Raw genomic sequence first — 16,737 nt, 5'->3', positions numbered from 1 at the left:
ATATTGGCATACACGTGCTTTTTTAACTAAAAACATAAAACACCTTAGTTACCAATTATCATGGCTATTGTTTAAGCCTTGTCGTCAGCTTCAAACCATCGATAAACTATCCCAGCTAATATAGCTCCTACAATGGGTGCTACCCAAAAAAGCCATAATTGAGATACAGCCCAATCGCCCTGAAAAATGGCAACACCTGTACTTCTTGCCGGATTAACTGATGTATTTGTGACAGGAATACTAATAAGGTGAATTAATGTAAGACCAAGACCGATAGCTAAAGGAGCGAATCCTTGTGGAGCACGTTTATCTGTAGCACCTAAAATAATTATAAGAAACATAAATGTCATTACAATCTCAATGACTAATGCCGCTGATAAACTATAACCACCTGGAGAGTGTTCTGCATAGCCATTCGAGGCAAATCCCGCTGTAACATCAAAACCCGCTTGTCCACTAGCAATAATGTACAACACTGCTGCTCCTGCAATACCACCAGCAACTTGTGCAACAATGTATGGACCCAGTTCAGCAGCTGAAAATCGACCACCAGACCAAAGACCAATTGAAACGGCAGGATTAAGATGACAACCAGAGATATGCCCAATAGCAAACGCCATTGTTAATACCGTTAAACCAAATGCTAAAGAAACACCTAATAGCCCAATGCCAACATCTGGAAATGCTGCTGCAAGCACAGCACTACCACAGCCACCAAGTACTAACCAAAAAGTGCCTATAAACTCTGCACCCAATTTTTTTGTTAATGTCATTTTTATCCCTTTATAATTATAGAAGTAATATTCTGTTGGGCTCTTTATATATCAAGTTGAAGGTTACGCCATGCCAATTTACCTAATTAACTATAGCAGCTCGGCTATATTTCCAAGGTTTAATTTTTTGGCTTATGACATAGTAAAATGCCAACAGGTATTTTGAGTACTATGCTAGTACTAGCTCTAAAACGGATAAGAAACTCAAAAGTCACAATTTTTTATCTATTTAATAAAATTAATACAAAAAATTAAAAAACAATCGAATAATATAATCTACAAAGATTTAAAAAGTGCAGAAATAATAGCTGTCATTTAAGTAACCTTAGCTCGGTTTAATAAATCTTTCTCTAACCGTTATTTCTCCTTACTTCCTCGTTAAATTTACTTGCAATAGACTAGGTATTGACGCGAAATTTGCCTTGAATTAAGCAAAACTATCAAGTTAGAGTATAAAATATAGTTATATTATTAATAATTTCAATAAATTAAAAACATCTTAAACCGAGTTCAGGTTAAGTAAACTTAAATTAACTTGGGGTTTTTAGGGTAAAAACGTTCGGGTAGACTATTAATATGTTCAAAAAAGCGTGTATCTTTATAAGGCAATTTCATAAAACCTGAAATACCAATGCCGTCAATGGTTGGTAATAGTGCCATTAATTCTGCTAAGCATTGACTAAATTCTTCAGCTTTATCATGATTAAGTAACATCAAATAGCTGTGTATTTTTAAATGCTTAGGTAATACCTCAAAGATGATGCACCCTGTGTGATGAATTAAATTAATACGCGCCAAAACTTCCATCATTTTTTCAGGTAAATATAAATACTCATCGGGATCTTTGCCATCTTCAAAATAAGAATGAAGACGGGTAACATCGTCAATATCAGCAACATCACTGACTTCAAACGGTATATATTGCTTAGGGTCGGCGATAAAAGGCTTATTTGAATTATTACGTTCAATATGAAGGGTATTTCTGGCATTAAATAAGCAACTCTTAAACATACCAATACGAAAAATCCCTTGTGCTAAATGAATCATATTATTCACTGCACTTTCAAAAGAGTATTTTAAGCTGGGTTCAAACAAAGTTAAGTTTGAATCAACATAAACCCCTTCTTTGGCCCAACGAATAGCTAAACCACCAACAACAGGGAAATTACCTAATCTACCCAATGCAGCAATAAAGGCTTTTTCATTATCGCCCATGCCCATTAAATAGTTTTTATAATATTTTTCTAGCTGCACATCATCAATATCACTTAAGCTATCACCATTAGCTTCTTCTCTTAAGAATGATTTACGTGAGCCATAAACAACTGTATCTATTTCTCCTGCTTTACTCGCTGATTTTGATTTAACCCACACAGGAATAAGTGCTTCAGCTTTTATAACCGTCGGTTTATCTGATAACACTATTTGCTTTAAATAAGATAAATTTTTAAAAAAATAGTCACCTGCCTCACAACGTTTTTTTTCATCATCACTCAACATAGCCGTTAAGACATTAGCTAGCATCTTAGGTAGACCTAACGAATTTGGTTCGATGATTTTAGTGCCATATCGACACGATTGTCCCGACGCTATGGCATACAATGTGGCAGCTAAACCTTGTTCATCAAAACGCGGCGAAGACAAGCCACCACTAATTTGCTCTGGCCCTATAAAATAAACATCACCCAGCCTAGCATTGCTGTGTTGTAAATCACTACTCATCAAGTCCATGACATTATTACTGGTACTTTGTCCTTTTACATCAAGCTGCGCAATAACAGACGATCCCCAATCAATCAGTTGCACTAACCCTGTATTTTCATCAAAAACAATGTTTGAAGGCTTTATATCACCATGCACATAAGGTTTCCCTTTAGATTGGCTGTGTTGATGTGCCCTTTCGTCGCGTAAATACAGCAAAATTTCAGCTAACTGAATGGCAATACTAACGACTAACTCAGGGGCAAGAGGACCCCGTTGATGAGAAAGCTTTTCTAAATCAATACCTTTCGCTCGAGTCATTTGTAGAATTGATTGACGTTTGATTTTTTGATAATCAATCACTTTAGGGATTCTAGGGTGATTAAGTTGGCTTTGAATATCAGCTTCTTCACTCAACCTATCTTGAACATGCTGTGGTAAATTAGCACGAGAAAATTTGAAAACGACCTCTTCTTCAGCAATATTTACGGCGGAAAAAACAAAACCATAAGCTCCTTTCCCCAACAGCGCAATATTATGATAACCAAGAAACTTCAATTGTTGTTGACACAGCTCAACCCATTTCTTTAATTTTGTCGCATCTTTGTGGTTTAGCAGGTAAATAGATTGCTCTTCAGCAATATAGAAATGCTGAAGTTTTTTTTCTCCACTTTTTGTATTATTTTTAATTAAGATCTCGGTCACAAAAATATCGCCTGCCCTGCATTATTCTCTAAAAACTATTTATAAAAACGGCCTTCTGTTCAGTATACCTACTCTAGCAAGCTTTATTATCGGCTATTTATACTAAAGTACATCTGCAAATACAAAAACACGCCCAATTTGAGCGTGTTTCAATCTATAACTTACCAATTAATTATATCAACGAGTTATACTTTTATACCCAGTGGTAAATAATTTATAAAGGCTCAGCGATAAACTATAAAACTCTCATCCTTGGGTAAATTAACTCATATGAACTAACATATTGCTTGGTTTTTCTAAAAAGGATTTCCACAAATTACAAAAACGCGCAATACTGCCGCCATCAATAACACGATGATCACCAGACCAGCTAACTTGCATAATACTGCGAGCTTCAACTTCACCTTTATCATTGAACCTTGGTAGCACTTGTACTTTACCTAAAGCAACAATAGCCGATTCAGGCTTATTTATAATAGGTGTTGCCACAGTGCCACCAATAGCGCCAATATTAGAAATTGTTATAGTGCCAAATTTTAAGTCACTACTTTGCACTCTCCCACTTCGCGCATCATTAGTTAAACGTGTAATATCAATCGCTAAATCTAAAATTGATTTAGTTTGTACTTGCTTAACATTAGGCACTAACAAGCCCACTTTTGAGTCTACCGCCATTCCAATATTATGATCATTGAAGTAAGTTAATTCGGTACAATCTTCATTTACCTGACTATTAATTACAGGAAATTCTTTCAATGCTAACGAAATAGCTTTCATAAAAAAGGGCATCATCGTCAATTTACTATCAGCTTTTTCCAATACAGCCTTAATGGTAGGCTCTTCTTTAAAGGCTAAACGTAGCTTTATCAACTCCGTCATGTCAATTTCTTCACAATAAGTAAAGTGAGGAATCGTGCTCACAGAATCAACCATGGCTTTTGCCATTAATGCTTTAACACCTCTGATTTTTTCAACATAACTAGACTCTACTTGTGCTGACAATGTACTAGTAGCATTATTGCCACCTTGCTCAAAAGCAACCACATCATCTTTGTATACCCGACCTTTTTTACCTGACCCTTTCACTTCACTAATATCAATATCTAATTCACGTGCAACACGGCGTACTGCTGGGCTAGCAATAGCCTTACCATGGCATAATTTATTATGATCTTCTTGAACTGACTTGGTATTACTTTCGCTTATCGCTGCACTGCTTGATTCAACAACTGGTTTAATATTTTCAGCTGAAGCTGTTTCTTCAACCAACGTTTCTTCTGATTGTAAATCATCGGGTCTCATCGAATAAAGCGGTGCATGAACTTGTGCTATTTCACCTTGTTGATAAAATAATTTTTCTATTACACCAGCATGCATTGCCGGTATTTGTACTAATGCTTTATCTGTCATAACATCGGCAATAGGTTGATCTTCAGCTACTTGCTCACCTTCTTCTACAAGCCATTCAACAAGCTCACATTCAACAATTCCTTCACCTATATCAGGTAAAATAAAATCAATACTCATATTTTTTTCCTATTTTCTTAATCAGAAATCATTCAGTAAATTAATAGTTTACGCTGCGTTTAATAGCTTCATAAATTTTTAGATGATCGGCAACATATTCCTTTTCAAGTGCTAATGGGTAAGGTGTATCTAACCCACACACTCGCTCTACAGGTGATTCCAAATGTAAAAAACATTCTTGTTGAATAGTTGCTGCTATTTCACTAGCAAAACCTGCCGTTAATGGCGCTTCTTGAGTGACCAACAAACGACCCGTTTTAATAACAGAATTAGCAATTGTGTCGACATCCCAAGGTAATATGCTGCGTAAATCTATTACTTCACAAGAGATACCATCATTAGCTGCTAAATCAGCTGCTTTTTGTAATATTTCCATTTGAGCACCCCAAGCTAATAGGGTGATATCACTTCCTGTTTGTACAATTTCAGCTTTACCTAGTGGTAGTTGATAGTCTTCTGTTGGTACTTCCCCCACAGAAGCACGATAAAGGCGTTTAGGTTCAAAAAATAGAACTGGGTTATCATCACGTATCGAGGCTAATAGTAGACCTTTAGCTTGATAAGGATTACGAGGAATAATAATTTTTAACCCTGGTGTATGAGCAAAATAAGCTTCAGGTGATTGGCTATGGTATAAACCGCCTGCAATGCCGCCTCCATAAGGCGAGCGAATAGTTAATTTGCCCACATCAAATTCATTACCACTTCTGTAACGAAATTTAGCGGCTTCATTTACAATTTGATCAAAAGCAGGAAAAATATAATCCGCAAATTGAATTTCAGCTATCGGGCGTGATCCTTGAGCTGCTAAACCATTAGCAAAACCAATAATACCTTGCTCAACTAACGGGGTATTAAAACAACGCATTTTTCCATATTTATCTTGTAAACCAGAAGTCGCCCGGAAAACGCCACCAAAATGGCCAACATCTTCCCCAAAACATAAGGTACTTTCATCTTCATCCATCGCAATATCAAGGGCATTATTAATCGCGTGTAACATATTCATTTGTGCCATAACTAAAATTTCCCTGCAGTAAATGGATAGGCTTCTGGGTATTTATTTATATGTGTTTTAACCTGTTCTAATTGTGCTGTTAACTGAGCTGATGGGACATCGTAAACGTCGCTAATTAAGGTATCAATGTGAGGTTTTTCTATTTTTTCAGCAACCTTCACAGCAGCTAATACTTTTTCTCTTAGTTTTTCATACAATGCAGTTTCTTGCGCTTCATCCCACCAATTCTGTGCAAGCATCCAATTTTTCATGCGTACAATAGGATCGTTAGCTTGCCATTTTTGTTCTTCTTCACGCGTACGATAACCAGAAGGATCATCAGAGGTAGAATGAGCACCTAAGCGATACGACATGGCTTCAATTAACACTGGCGCATTTTCTTTTAACGCATACGCTCGCGCGATTTGGGTCGCTTTAACTACAGCTAAAATATCATTACCATCAACACGTAGTGTTTTAATACCATAACCAACACCGCGAGAAGCAATACCGTTACCTTTAAATTGTTCATCTGCTGGTGTGGAAATTGCGTAACCATTATTACGACAGAAAAATATAACCGGTGCTTCTTGTACTGCAGCCATATTTAAACCGGCATGAAAATCACCTTCTGATGCGGCCCCTTCGCCAAAATAACATAGCGTTACTGCATCTAAGCCTTGTAGCTTTTGTCCATACGCATAACCTGTTGCCTGTGGAATTTGAGTGCCTAAAGGAGAAGAAATAGTCATATAGTTCAATTCTTTTGAACCATAATGAATGGGCATTTGACGGCCTTTACCTAAATCTTTATCGTTAGAAAACATTTGATTCATAAAGTTTTCAAGACTAAAACCACGAAACATTAATGCGCCTTGCTCACGGTATTGGCTCATAATCATATCTTGTGGCTTCAAACCTGCAGCACCACCAATACTTGCAGCTTCTTCACCTAACGCCGCCATATAAAAGCTTAAACGACCTTGGCGCTGTGATGCCACCATACGTTCATCTAAGACTCGATGAAAAGCAAAGGTTTTATATACTTTGACTGCTAATGCTTCATCGATATCTGGCATATCACTGCCTTCATAAACAGTGCCGTCTTGTTGTAAAATTTTTAATTCAGGAATTTCAACACTTGTACCGTCGATAAAAGTAGGTTTATGTACTACCGGTCCATCATTATAAAGTTCATTGCTCATAACATTCTCTTATTGTATTGTGCTTTTTTTAATCATTATTTAACCAACGTTTGTTGGATGATGATGAAAATAATTTATACTTTTTTATTTGCACATTTTATTTATTGCTATAGAAGTATAGTCAATAATGTTTGACTTTCGAACAAAACTTTACCTTTACGTAAACTGATTAACAAGATTCTACCTTAATGAAGTTGACCTATTTTTATAAGAAGTGAGCAAAAATGTTTACAGTAGGAAAGGAGGTGTAATTATTTGTCAATAAAATGAGCCACTTTAATAAAAGCAGCTCATGGATGATCTGTTTCAAAGTAAGTATGTCTGGTGCTACATACTTATATTTTCGACTTTAACAGGAAGATAAAGACGATGGCAGTTATAGAATCGTTTATTAAAAAGGGGCTGGATATTTTTTTAAAATATTATTAATTTCAATTAGTAACTGCTCAGGTAATTCAGTGCTAAATGCGGCTATATTGTCTTCTAACTGTTGCAAGGTTGTTGCACCGATAATAGTAGAAGTTACGCCTCTAATTTGATCACACCAAGCCAAGGCTAATTGTGCCGGAGTTATATCAAACTTATTCGCTAAATTAACATACGCTTGAGCAGCAGCATTGCTATTTTCTGTGTCTCTAAATAAGCCATTTCTTTGCATATAAGTCCATCTACTGCCCTCTGGACGAGCTCCATTTAGATATTTACCTGTTAATATCCCTGTCGCTAACGGCGACCAAGGTAAATAAGCAATATTTTCACGAACACAGCTTTCAATTAAATAAGGCCAGTCTTTTGTATGTAATAAGTTGAATTCATTTTGGATAGACACCATACGTGGGAGATCATATTTTTCACTTAAGCGTAAATATTGGTTTATTCCCCAAGGCGTATCGTCTGATAGACCGCAATACCGGATTTTTCCTGCTTTAACACTATCCGCTAACCCTTGTAATATATCTAACATTTTATCGGTTTCTTCAGCAGTATCTTCTGCCAAGAAGCCATCACTATTTGGCCAATGTTTACCAAAATGTGGCGAAGTACGGTTAGGCCAATGTAATTGGTATAAATCAATATAATCAGTTTGTAAGCGCGCTAACGAAGTGTCGATCGCTTCAATAACGGTTTTACCTGAAATCTGGCTTCCTTCACGTATATATGAAAAGCCTGGCCCAGCTATTTTTGATGCAAGTACAATATCTTTACGTTTAGCTGGATTAGCTGCTAACCAGTTACCAATAATCGCTTCTGTTTTACCATAGGTTTGCTCTGATGGCGGCACTGCATACATTTCAGCGGTATCAATAAAGTTAACATTTTTCGCTAATGCATAGTCAATTTGAGCATTAGCATCTTGTTGATTATTTTGTACTCCCCAAGTCATACTACCTAAACACACTCGAGAAACATTTAAAGAACTACTGCCTAATGGAACATACTTCATAAAATTTTTATAACCTGATAATAAGTGTATATGAAGATTAACAAAAGAATTCAAAGTTGCACAGCCCCACAACCTTCAGCAATCTACTTCAACAATCAACTTCGATAATTTTTTGAAAAAGAATTTTAATCACAAAATACCAACCACATGATTCTGGTTAATTAATACATTCGTTATGAGGTAAGTGTGTATTGATTAGGCCGTTAACAGTAAAAGGTTCTTTAACTGAGTTTTTATTAAATGTAACTTTAGTTCCATCGAGATAACTAAAATCTCCTGCTGCATTCAAATGCCATAAGTTATCATCAAGCTTTTCAAAACAAAAATCACCTGTATCGCCATGACTAATTAATATAGGTTTGTTAATTCGTTTTGCTAGTTCTGTAAATGCTTTTCGGTACTGTATAAAAGCATCGCATTTTTTCAATGTAACGGTGTCGCACATACCACTTTCCAACACTTCCTTTTGATAAATATCAGCTTGAAAGCCTATGATTAAAGCATCATAATCTTCTGCTTTACTCTCAATGGTACTAAGCCAAGCAAAGTTGAACTCATCGCGTTTATCTGCCTTTTTTAATGCCAATGCTACATTTGACTTATCGATATGATTTCTGCCATTACTAGTGCCAACTATGTGTAGAGTACCTACAGCTAAGCGATCATTAATCCATAATTTATTTTCTATTTGTGCAGGCTGCGCCTTAATAGCGGTTAAATATTTATCTAATAATGGCGGTGTTTGATACATCAATGTAGTGATGAAATCTAACCGTTCTAACTCATTAAAGCTGTAAGTTAACGTATCACGGTCACAATCAGTCCATTCATTATCACCAGGGGTATAAATTATCTTCCCAGGATAAACTTGATTAATAATGGCCTTATGCTGTTTTAGCAGCTCATCAGTACACGACTCACCACCACTTTTCATATCACCCAGATGCATAACGACTGTTGGCTTAACGTTGTTAACTAGTTGGTATAAGACACCATCGGGCCCTTGCAGCATTGTTTTTTCTTTATCGCTATAGGGAGTATCAGCCAAGATAACAAGTGATTGTGCCCAAATCATGGAGCTTGTCATTACCAATGAAAGAAACACTAAATTAGAGATAAGCTTTCTGCGAAAAAAACAACTTAAAATCATAAGGAAACCTAATAAATTAAAATAATACAATATAAAAGGCTAGCGTAACTAAGTCAGTAGTATAATGCAGCTTTTATCTTAATAAACCTCTGACAGTTCACTCGTGCTATTTAGGTGATAATACCCAACAGATAGAGATTGGGCTTTTATTTTACTGTTGAATAAAATGTTTATAGACGTAAAATCAGAGTGTCTTCTCCTATAAACAGGTATTTACTAAATGAAAAAAATTGTTTTTATAAGTCGGTTAGACAATAAAGTCCAATTACAATGGTTATCATGTTTAAGACAGCAATTACCTGAGGAAACCATTCTACTGCCTGAACACGTGAGTGAAGATGAGTTTCAATATGTTGATATTGCCATTGTTGCAAATCCTGAACCAAGCGTTATTGCTAAGTTTCCAAATTTAGTTTGGATACAAAGTCTATGGGCTGGTGTAGAAAAATTAATAAGTGAAAAATCCCTTCAACACATTAAAATTGTAAGGTTAATTGATCCTGAATTGGCAAAAACCATGGCGGAAGCGGTTGTTGCCTGGACCTTATATTTACATAGAAACATGCCGGAATATGCTCTTCAGCAACGTAACAAACAATGGCAACAATTACCTTACATAGCAGCTAGAGATACACGTGTTGGTGTATTAGGAGCTGGTAATTTAGGGGGAGCGTCTTTAAAAAGCCTACAACAATTACAATACCCAGTAAGTTGTTGGAGTCGAACACCAAAACAGCTTGAAGGAATAAAGAGTTATTCCGGTAATAGTGGTTTGCACTCTATTGTTAAAAATAGTGATATTTTGATCAGTTTATTACCACTTACCGCTGAAACACATCACTTACTAAACGCACCTTTATTAACGTTACTTCCTTGGGGAGCCAAAATAATAAACTTCTCTCGCGGTGCTATCATCGACACTAAGGCAATGCTTGAGTTATTAGAGAGTAGGCATATTTCACATGCCGTGCTTGATGTATTTGAACATGAGCCATTACCTGTCACAGATCCTATATGGAGCAATCCAAATATAACCGTGCTTCCGCATATTTCAGCGCCAACAGATATGAGTTCATCAATAAAAGTTGCAGCTGACAATATAAAGAATTATCGTGAATTTTTGATCATCCCTGAGACGGTCAATACTCAATTAGGCTATTAAGCGCTTAGCCTAACGTAATCAAGGTAAAGTAACGAATATATATTTAGCTTCAATATATTTAACCTGAATTTACTTAAGTTTAAGCTGAATATATACATATAACTAAGAAGTGAGTACACACAACAATAAAAATGAGACCTTAGCCTCATTTTTATAAATAATTTTAAGCTTGTTATTATGCTAAATTTTATTAAAAATCAGCACTTATTCTGGATTAACAACCACTGGAATTACCGTTAACAAGGCACGTTGGCCAATTGCAACATTCGCATTTGGAAAAATAATAGCTTCGCCCTGCTGCTTAGTTTTTATCGCTTTATCACCATCAGTGGCAATAACAGTACCAATGGGAAAATCGGTAAAATTCTCTACATCATCAGCAAAATGAAACTTAAAATCTTTATTTTTCCTATCAATAATTTGATCAATTTCAAAAAAACTAAAGTCGTCTTTATTATACTCAGGTAACGTTAACGACTTTTGTGAAATTAATGCCGATAAGCTCGTTTTTACCTTTGAGAATTTTGCCATATCATTTTCACCAAAAGGCATCACTTTACCTAATTCAACAGTAAAAGCATGTGCACCAAACTCATTTGATGAAAAATAACTAAATGTTGTCGTAGGTGAATTAGAAAACAAAATAGTGTTTATACCACAGGCAAACATAAACTGTAGCTGAGTTTTCACCCAAGGTTTATTATGCTGAAATGGATAAACTGCAAACTTGTCATTTTTAGAGCCACGTATTGCCGTATGTAAGTCATAATGAAAACGTTCAATTGCCTTACTACTAGGTAAGCTAGCTTGTTCTGAGCCGGCAATAAAAAAATCTCGAACCGTGTTTTCTAATAACAAGGCTCGATCACGTTCTTTGTTTATTAAACCTGCCCCCTGCCCTTGGTCAATAGAATGACCACCAGAAAAAAGACGATTCAAATTTTCTTCAACAAAGCGTTTACTAATATTAATAGACGGCGGATTACCAAAAATAAATAAGGTTCTATGTTCTACATGTAATTCACCTAAGATAACTTGCTTAATAAGTTCATTACAAATTTCAATTGGTGCGGTTTCATTACCGTGGACAGCACTTGATAAAACAATATCTTTGCTTGAACTATGACTTAAGGGTTCAAAAACAATAATACCTGTATCAAGTACTGAGACCTTTGTTTTCGCCGAGCTGTAACGACAAACAACCTCAAAATTAAACCTAGCCATTGAAAACTCATGACTACGCGTTAAATGTAAAAAGTCTCCATTTGCCAATAATTCTTTTTTTAACTTTTCTGCCGACAATTGTTTTTGTGGGTATGACATTGTTAACCTTTATATTTTTATACTGTTGAGCGTAACATTAAGTCTTATTTAATTTAAAGCCCTGCAGCTTGAAAAGCAGCACTAACAATATCTTGCGCTTCTTTAATAATTGTTTGCAAGTGTGCTTCATCAATAAAGCTTTCAGCATATATTTTATAGATTTCTTCGGTACCCGACGGACGAGCAGCAAACCAGCCATTTTCAGTAACTACTTTAATACCACCAATAGCAGCATTATTGCCTGGTGCATGTGAAAGAATTTCAGTTATTTTTTCACCAGCCAAAACATCTGCCGTAATATCACTGCTTGATAATGCTGTAAGTACTTTTTTCTGTTCAAAAGTAGCGACCGCTTCAACTCGACCATAACAAGGCTCGCCTAATTCTTTTGCCAGTTCAAGATAATGCTGGTGAGGATCTTTACCTGTCACAGCTAAAATTTCTGCTGCTAGTAAAGCCATAATAAAACCGTCTTTATCAGTAGTCCATGTGCTGCCATCACGTGCTAGAAACGTTGCACCCGCACTTTCTTCTCCGCCAAAGGCGTAGCTTGAATCATGTAAACCATCAACAAACCACTTAAAACCAACAGGAACTTCAGATAAAGGACGCGCTATTTTTTTCGCAACGCGGTTAATTAATGAACTTGATACGAGGGTTTTACCAATTTTACAATCCGCTGACCAATTTCTATGAGTCATTAGATAATTAATGGCGACCGCTAAATAATGATTAGGGTTCATTAAACCACCGAACTTAGTAACAATGCCGTGTCGATCAAAATCAGGATCATTACCCACACTTATATCAAAATCATCTTTCATAGCAATTAAACCAGCCATTGCATAAGGCGATGAACAATCCATGCGAATTTTTCCATCTTTATCTAAAGGCATAAAAGCAAAACTGGCATCAACAACAGGGTTTACCACCTTAATATTTAAGCCATATTTTTTAGCAATAACTGGCCAATATGCGATACCTGAACCACCTAAAGGATCAACACCAATAGTTACACCAGCTTTTGCGATAGCCTCCATATCAATCACTTGATTTAGCTGACTAACATAATGCTCAATAAAATCTTGTTGAGAAAGCAATGGCGATTGTACCGCTTGAGCAAATGAAACTTGTTTTACGTCGACTAAACCCGCTTTAATTAACGCATTTGCTCTTTGCTCTATTTGTTTTGTAATTTCACCTTCTGCAGGGCCACCATGAGGTGGGTTATATTTAATACCCCCATCAGTAGGTGGATTATGTGAAGGCGTTATAATTAAACCGTCAGCTAAATCACTTTGGTTCTCAATCTTATTATGACTAATAATTAAACGTGAGATAACAGGTGTCGGTGTAAAACCAGCACCAGATAGTGAATCATTTTGAATAACAACATTAACGCCATTGGCAATAAGTACCGCGATTGTGCTAGCAAAAGCCGGCTCTGATAAAGCATGGGTGTCTTTACCTAAAAAAAGTGGCCCGGTAATTTTTTGTTCATGACGGTATTCAACCACTGCTTGACATATTGCAAGAATATGAGCTTCATTAAAGCTAACTTTAGCAGACGAACCTCTATGTCCTGAAGTACCAAAGCTTACTCGCTGAGCCGTAATAGCTACATCTGGCACTTGTAAAAAATAGTCGCTAACTAATTGACCAATATTAATTCTATCTTCAGGGCGAACTGGCTTACCTGCGTGTGGATGAACTGACATAGTATTCCTTTTGTTAATCGACTTATTATTTATGTTATTCGACGTATATTAATGTGAATATATTAGCGTTAAAGTAATTCTCTGATTTTTTCTACATCATCATCATTGTAACCAAGTGATGTTGCGGCTTTAGTTAGCATCATTTTTTTACGCGTAGTATTTGAGTTAGTTAATACCCAAAATGGACTATCTGGTATTTGTTTTGGCTTAGTGCTACTACCACTAGCAGCTAATTCAGCTTCTGAATTAGCAAAATACAAACGATCACGACCACAGATTTCTGTCACAACTCTAAAACGGTTTGGATGAGCTCGATAAAGTGCAGCTAATATAAGTAAAAATCGCCCAACAGCACCGCGCTGCATAGCCAGTTCTTCTTTATTAATAAAATTAAAAACACTTTCTGAACTATTATCAAACGCTTCAATCTCACTCGATTCACTAGTATCTGCTTCAGTATTAGCAGAACTTTCTGATAAAGGCTCTTCTAAAGCATCGCTGTCTACACTTTCTTCTGACAAAACTGCCTGTTGAGCTGTCTCATTAAGTTTAAGTAAACGACGCAAAATACTTGAAGCATTCTCACCAATAAACTGTGTATTGGCAACAATGTGAAGATATAAGTCATCGTCTATTTCAATATTTTTCATTTATCATTAACTTCTATAATTTTTTAATGGCTACAAGATTATACCAATTAAATTAATTAAGGGTACAGAATTCAACGAGAAAAAACTTACAACAATGAGATAATTACTCAACATAAAATAAAAAAAATTTAATATTTCATGATAAAATTATCATAAATGAAATGTTAATGGCGAAAAATAAAATGGCAGCAAAGAACTTGTCACAGTTAAACGATGATCAATTACACAATAAACAACTAAGTGAGCGACATCTACATTATCAGCAGCTTGGCCAAGGTGAACATATTGTATTAATTCATGGTTTATTTGGCAGTTTAGAAAACTTAAACATGGTCGCTAAAGGGTTAAGTAAACACTATTGTGTTACCAGTATTGACGTTAGAAATCATGGTAATTCATTTCATCGCCAAGGAATGAATTACCATGAGCTTGCTCAAGATGTTATTAACCTATTAGATAGTTTAGCAATTGAGTCTTGTTGTATTTTAGGTCACTCAATGGGTGGAAAAATTGCAATGCAAATTGCACTATCCTTTCCTAAAAGAATAAAAAAACTAATCGTAGCGGATATTGCACCTATTAAATATCCAGCTCATCACCTAACGATTATTAAAGGTTTACAAGCGCTAGACTTAAGTAAAGTAAAAAAACGTAAAGATGCTGATGATCAATTAGCAATTTATGTAGACAATGTAGGCGTAAGACAATTTTTACTACGCAACCTATCTATCAATGAAGATGAGCAGTTTTCTTTTAGATGTAACCTAGCAAATATCGAACAAGGTTATCATCAAATAATGCAAGGAATTGAAATGAATAAAGGTCCTTTTACTGGCGATACTTTATTTATTAAAGGTGGGAATTCAGATTATATTTTACCTGAGCATCAAAGCGTTATAAGTACTCTGTTTCCTAACGCGAAAGCTAAAGTAATTCAAGGTGCAGGTCATTGGTTGCATGCTGAAAAAACAGTTGCCTTTAACAAGTTAACCTTAGACTTTTTAAGTTAGTTTTCTCTTGAACAATGATTTGGATCAATTAACACAATTTTTCTTACAAAAAAACTCAAAATTTAGCTCGAATATCAATGAAAATAAATGAGTTTATGCCAACACTGTGCTATAGTTCCGCCAATTTTTATGCTTACTATACTAACTGATTAAAATGCTAGCTGAACATTTCGAACTAATAGAAACTATCGGTCTTAATTTATTTTTTCTTTTCATTTTTGGCTTTATTGGTTTGTCCATCCATGATGTGATGAATAAAAATGACGTCCCAAAAGTCGGTCGACTGGTCGTTTATTTTGTATTATTTTTAGGCTGTGCTGGTTTCATTGCCAAGGGTATTATTCAATTCATCTGGGAAAGTCAGGGAGTTGGCTAGTGGCAAAAGAGTTAACAGATTTAACCACCATTGATTTATTTAATGATGAAAAACGTCCTGGACGACCGAAAACTAGTCCACATCCACGTAATGTTCAAATTAGAATCAATAAACGAAATCAGGTTAAACGAGATAAAAGTAACGGTTTAAAAAGGGTTGAATTTAAAGTTCACCTTAGCTTATTTGAGCAACTAGAAGAATTAGCTAAAAGTAAAAATATTAATCGTAGTGAATTAATCGAAACACTGTTGATTAAGTCATTAGCAAAAGAAAGTAATTAAATTAATACTAAATTGAAGTTATAAGGTAAATTTCCATGGCAATCGTAGGTTTATTTTTTGGTAGTGATACTGGTAATACTGAAGCAATAAGTAAGATGATCCAGAAAAAACTAGGCAAAAAAATGATCGATGTTAAAGACATCGCTAAAAGTACAAAAGAAGAAATCGCTGAATTTGATTTAATTATTTTAGGCATTCCAACCTGGTATTATGGTGAAAACCAGTGTGATTGGGATGATTTTTTACCTGAGCTAGAAGAAATTGACTTTACTGACAAACTTGTTGCTATATTTGGTTTAGGCGATCAAGAAGACTATGCTGAATACTTTTGTGATGCAATGGAGCCACTACGTGATATTGTGGAAAGCAAAGGTGCTATTGTTGTGGGTAATTGGCCAACTGAAGGTTATGAATTTGAAGCTTCTAAAGCCTTAATTGATGAAAATACCTTTATCGGTTTATGTATTGACGAAGATAGACAATCAGAGCTAACTGAAGAACGTGTTGATAAATGGGTAAATCAACTCAATGATGAAATGTGTTTATCTGAACTCTCTTAATTGTTAGCTTTTGCGCTCATAAAGCAGAAGAGTCATCTTTGATAAAATACAAAAAGCTCATTTATTGAGCTTTTTGTATTTTAAAACGAAAAAATATAACATTTAACCAAACTATCACTTTCACCAAGCTTGATAACAACCTATACTTTCACTTT

General features: G+C 35.4%; 15 protein-coding genes. 5 read left to right on the top strand and 10 right to left on the bottom strand.

What is annotated here, in order from left to right:
* Nucleotides 1–71: 71 nt before the first annotated feature.
* The 7 genes from aqpZ to KO509_RS13325 form a co-directional block, all read right to left on the bottom strand.
* Complete coding sequence (aqpZ, locus tag KO509_RS13355; protein WP_215973758.1) at nucleotides 72–773, bottom strand: aquaporin Z; 702 nt, start codon at nucleotides 771–773, stop codon at nucleotides 72–74.
* Nucleotides 774–1,298: 525 nt separating this feature from the next.
* On the bottom strand, nucleotides 1,299–3,179 hold the full coding sequence (locus KO509_RS13350; RefSeq protein ID WP_303495248.1) for a protein kinase: 1,881 nt from the start codon (nucleotides 3,177–3,179) through the stop codon (nucleotides 1,299–1,301).
* A gap of 261 nt (nucleotides 3,180–3,440) precedes the next feature.
* On the bottom strand, nucleotides 3,441–4,706 hold the full coding sequence (locus tag KO509_RS13345) for a 2-oxo acid dehydrogenase subunit E2 (RefSeq protein ID WP_215973757.1): 1,266 nt from the start codon (nucleotides 4,704–4,706) through the stop codon (nucleotides 3,441–3,443).
* Between the two features lie 40 nt (nucleotides 4,707–4,746).
* Entirely contained in the window at nucleotides 4,747–5,724 is a 978-nt protein-coding gene (locus KO509_RS13340; RefSeq protein ID WP_215973756.1) for an alpha-ketoacid dehydrogenase subunit beta, read from the bottom strand.
* A 2-nt stretch (nucleotides 5,725–5,726) separates the two neighbouring features.
* Nucleotides 5,727–6,908, bottom strand: a complete 1,182-nt coding sequence (locus KO509_RS13335; RefSeq protein ID WP_215973755.1) for a thiamine pyrophosphate-dependent dehydrogenase E1 component subunit alpha — start codon at nucleotides 6,906–6,908, stop codon at nucleotides 5,727–5,729.
* A 391-nt stretch (nucleotides 6,909–7,299) separates the two neighbouring features.
* Nucleotides 7,300–8,352: an aldo/keto reductase gene (locus tag KO509_RS13330; RefSeq protein WP_215973754.1), complete on the bottom strand. Its 1,053-nt coding sequence runs from the start codon at nucleotides 8,350–8,352 to the stop codon at nucleotides 7,300–7,302.
* A gap of 157 nt (nucleotides 8,353–8,509) precedes the next feature.
* Nucleotides 8,510–9,502, bottom strand: coding sequence for a hypothetical protein (locus KO509_RS13325; protein WP_252727566.1), 993 nt, complete (start codon nucleotides 9,500–9,502; stop codon nucleotides 8,510–8,512).
* Nucleotides 9,503–9,722: 220 nt separating this feature from the next.
* Here KO509_RS13325 and KO509_RS13320 point away from each other — a divergent pair, with 220 nt between their 5' ends.
* Nucleotides 9,723–10,664: a glyoxylate/hydroxypyruvate reductase A gene (locus tag KO509_RS13320; protein WP_215973753.1), complete on the top strand. Its 942-nt coding sequence runs from the start codon at nucleotides 9,723–9,725 to the stop codon at nucleotides 10,662–10,664.
* A gap of 204 nt (nucleotides 10,665–10,868) precedes the next feature.
* Here the strand turns inward: KO509_RS13320 and astE are convergent, their stop codons facing one another.
* The 3 genes from astE to seqA all read right to left on the bottom strand — a co-directional run bounded on the left by astE (nucleotide 10,869) and on the right by seqA (nucleotide 14,355).
* The gene (gene astE / locus KO509_RS13315) at nucleotides 10,869–11,987 is read right to left on the bottom strand and encodes a succinylglutamate desuccinylase (RefSeq protein ID WP_215973752.1); all 1,119 of its coding nucleotides are present in this window, start codon (nucleotides 11,985–11,987) and stop codon (nucleotides 10,869–10,871) included.
* Between the two features lie 53 nt (nucleotides 11,988–12,040).
* Complete coding sequence (gene pgm / locus KO509_RS13310; RefSeq protein ID WP_215973751.1) at nucleotides 12,041–13,705, bottom strand: phosphoglucomutase (alpha-D-glucose-1,6-bisphosphate-dependent); 1,665 nt, start codon at nucleotides 13,703–13,705, stop codon at nucleotides 12,041–12,043.
* Between the two features lie 68 nt (nucleotides 13,706–13,773).
* Entirely contained in the window at nucleotides 13,774–14,355 is a 582-nt protein-coding gene (gene seqA, locus KO509_RS13305; protein ID WP_215973750.1) for a replication initiation negative regulator SeqA, read from the bottom strand.
* A gap of 167 nt (nucleotides 14,356–14,522) precedes the next feature.
* Between seqA and KO509_RS13300 the strand changes: the two genes are divergently transcribed.
* From KO509_RS13300 to fldA, 4 genes are all read left to right on the top strand, one after another.
* Nucleotides 14,523–15,365 carry an alpha/beta fold hydrolase gene (locus KO509_RS13300; protein WP_252727565.1) on the top strand — a complete coding sequence of 281 codons (843 nt, stop codon included), beginning with the start codon at nucleotides 14,523–14,525 and terminating at the stop codon, nucleotides 15,363–15,365.
* Between the two features lie 154 nt (nucleotides 15,366–15,519).
* Complete coding sequence (locus tag KO509_RS13295) at nucleotides 15,520–15,741, top strand: DUF2788 domain-containing protein (RefSeq protein WP_215973749.1); 222 nt, start codon at nucleotides 15,520–15,522, stop codon at nucleotides 15,739–15,741.
* Nucleotides 15,741–16,022, top strand: coding sequence for a LexA regulated protein (gene ybfE, locus KO509_RS13290; protein ID WP_215973748.1), 282 nt, complete (start codon nucleotides 15,741–15,743; stop codon nucleotides 16,020–16,022). The genes KO509_RS13295 and ybfE overlap by 1 nt, the downstream gene beginning before the upstream one ends.
* A 35-nt stretch (nucleotides 16,023–16,057) precedes the next feature.
* Complete coding sequence (gene fldA / locus KO509_RS13285; protein ID WP_215973747.1) at nucleotides 16,058–16,582, top strand: flavodoxin FldA; 525 nt, start codon at nucleotides 16,058–16,060, stop codon at nucleotides 16,580–16,582.
* Nucleotides 16,583–16,737 lie beyond the last annotated feature (155 nt).

The sequence above is a fragment of the Colwellia sp. C2M11 genome, assembly GCF_018860915.1.
Lineage (GTDB): Bacteria > Pseudomonadota > Gammaproteobacteria > Enterobacterales > Alteromonadaceae > Colwellia.
The sequence above is the reverse complement of the archived record's forward strand: the minus strand, read 5'-3'. Positions and strand labels throughout refer to the sequence as shown.

Coding starts and splice junctions, on each gene's coding strand:
- aqpZ (WP_215973758.1), bottom strand. CDS start 773: ATGACATTAACAAAAAAATTGGGTGCAGAGTTTATAGGCACTTTTTGG.
- KO509_RS13345 (WP_215973757.1), bottom strand. CDS start 4,706: ATGAGTATTGATTTTATTTTACCTGATATAGGTGAAGGAATTGTTGAA.
- KO509_RS13340 (WP_215973756.1), bottom strand. CDS start 5,724: ATGGCACAAATGAATATGTTACACGCGATTAATAATGCCCTTGATATT.
- KO509_RS13335 (WP_215973755.1), bottom strand. CDS start 6,908: ATGAGCAATGAACTTTATAATGATGGACCGGTAGTACATAAACCTACT.
- KO509_RS13330 (WP_215973754.1), bottom strand. CDS start 8,352: ATGAAGTATGTTCCATTAGGCAGTAGTTCTTTAAATGTTTCTCGAGTG.
- KO509_RS13325 (WP_252727566.1), bottom strand. CDS start 9,502: ATGATTTTAAGTTGTTTTTTTCGCAGAAAGCTTATCTCTAATTTAGTG.
- KO509_RS13320 (WP_215973753.1), top strand. CDS start 9,723: ATGAAAAAAATTGTTTTTATAAGTCGGTTAGACAATAAAGTCCAATTA.
- astE (WP_215973752.1), bottom strand. CDS start 11,987: ATGTCATACCCACAAAAACAATTGTCGGCAGAAAAGTTAAAAAAAGAA.
- pgm (WP_215973751.1), bottom strand. CDS start 13,705: ATGTCAGTTCATCCACACGCAGGTAAGCCAGTTCGCCCTGAAGATAGA.
- seqA (WP_215973750.1), bottom strand. CDS start 14,355: ATGAAAAATATTGAAATAGACGATGACTTATATCTTCACATTGTTGCC.
- KO509_RS13300 (WP_252727565.1), top strand. CDS start 14,523: ATGGCGAAAAATAAAATGGCAGCAAAGAACTTGTCACAGTTAAACGAT.
- KO509_RS13295 (WP_215973749.1), top strand. CDS start 15,520: ATGCTAGCTGAACATTTCGAACTAATAGAAACTATCGGTCTTAATTTA.
- fldA (WP_215973747.1), top strand. CDS start 16,058: ATGGCAATCGTAGGTTTATTTTTTGGTAGTGATACTGGTAATACTGAA.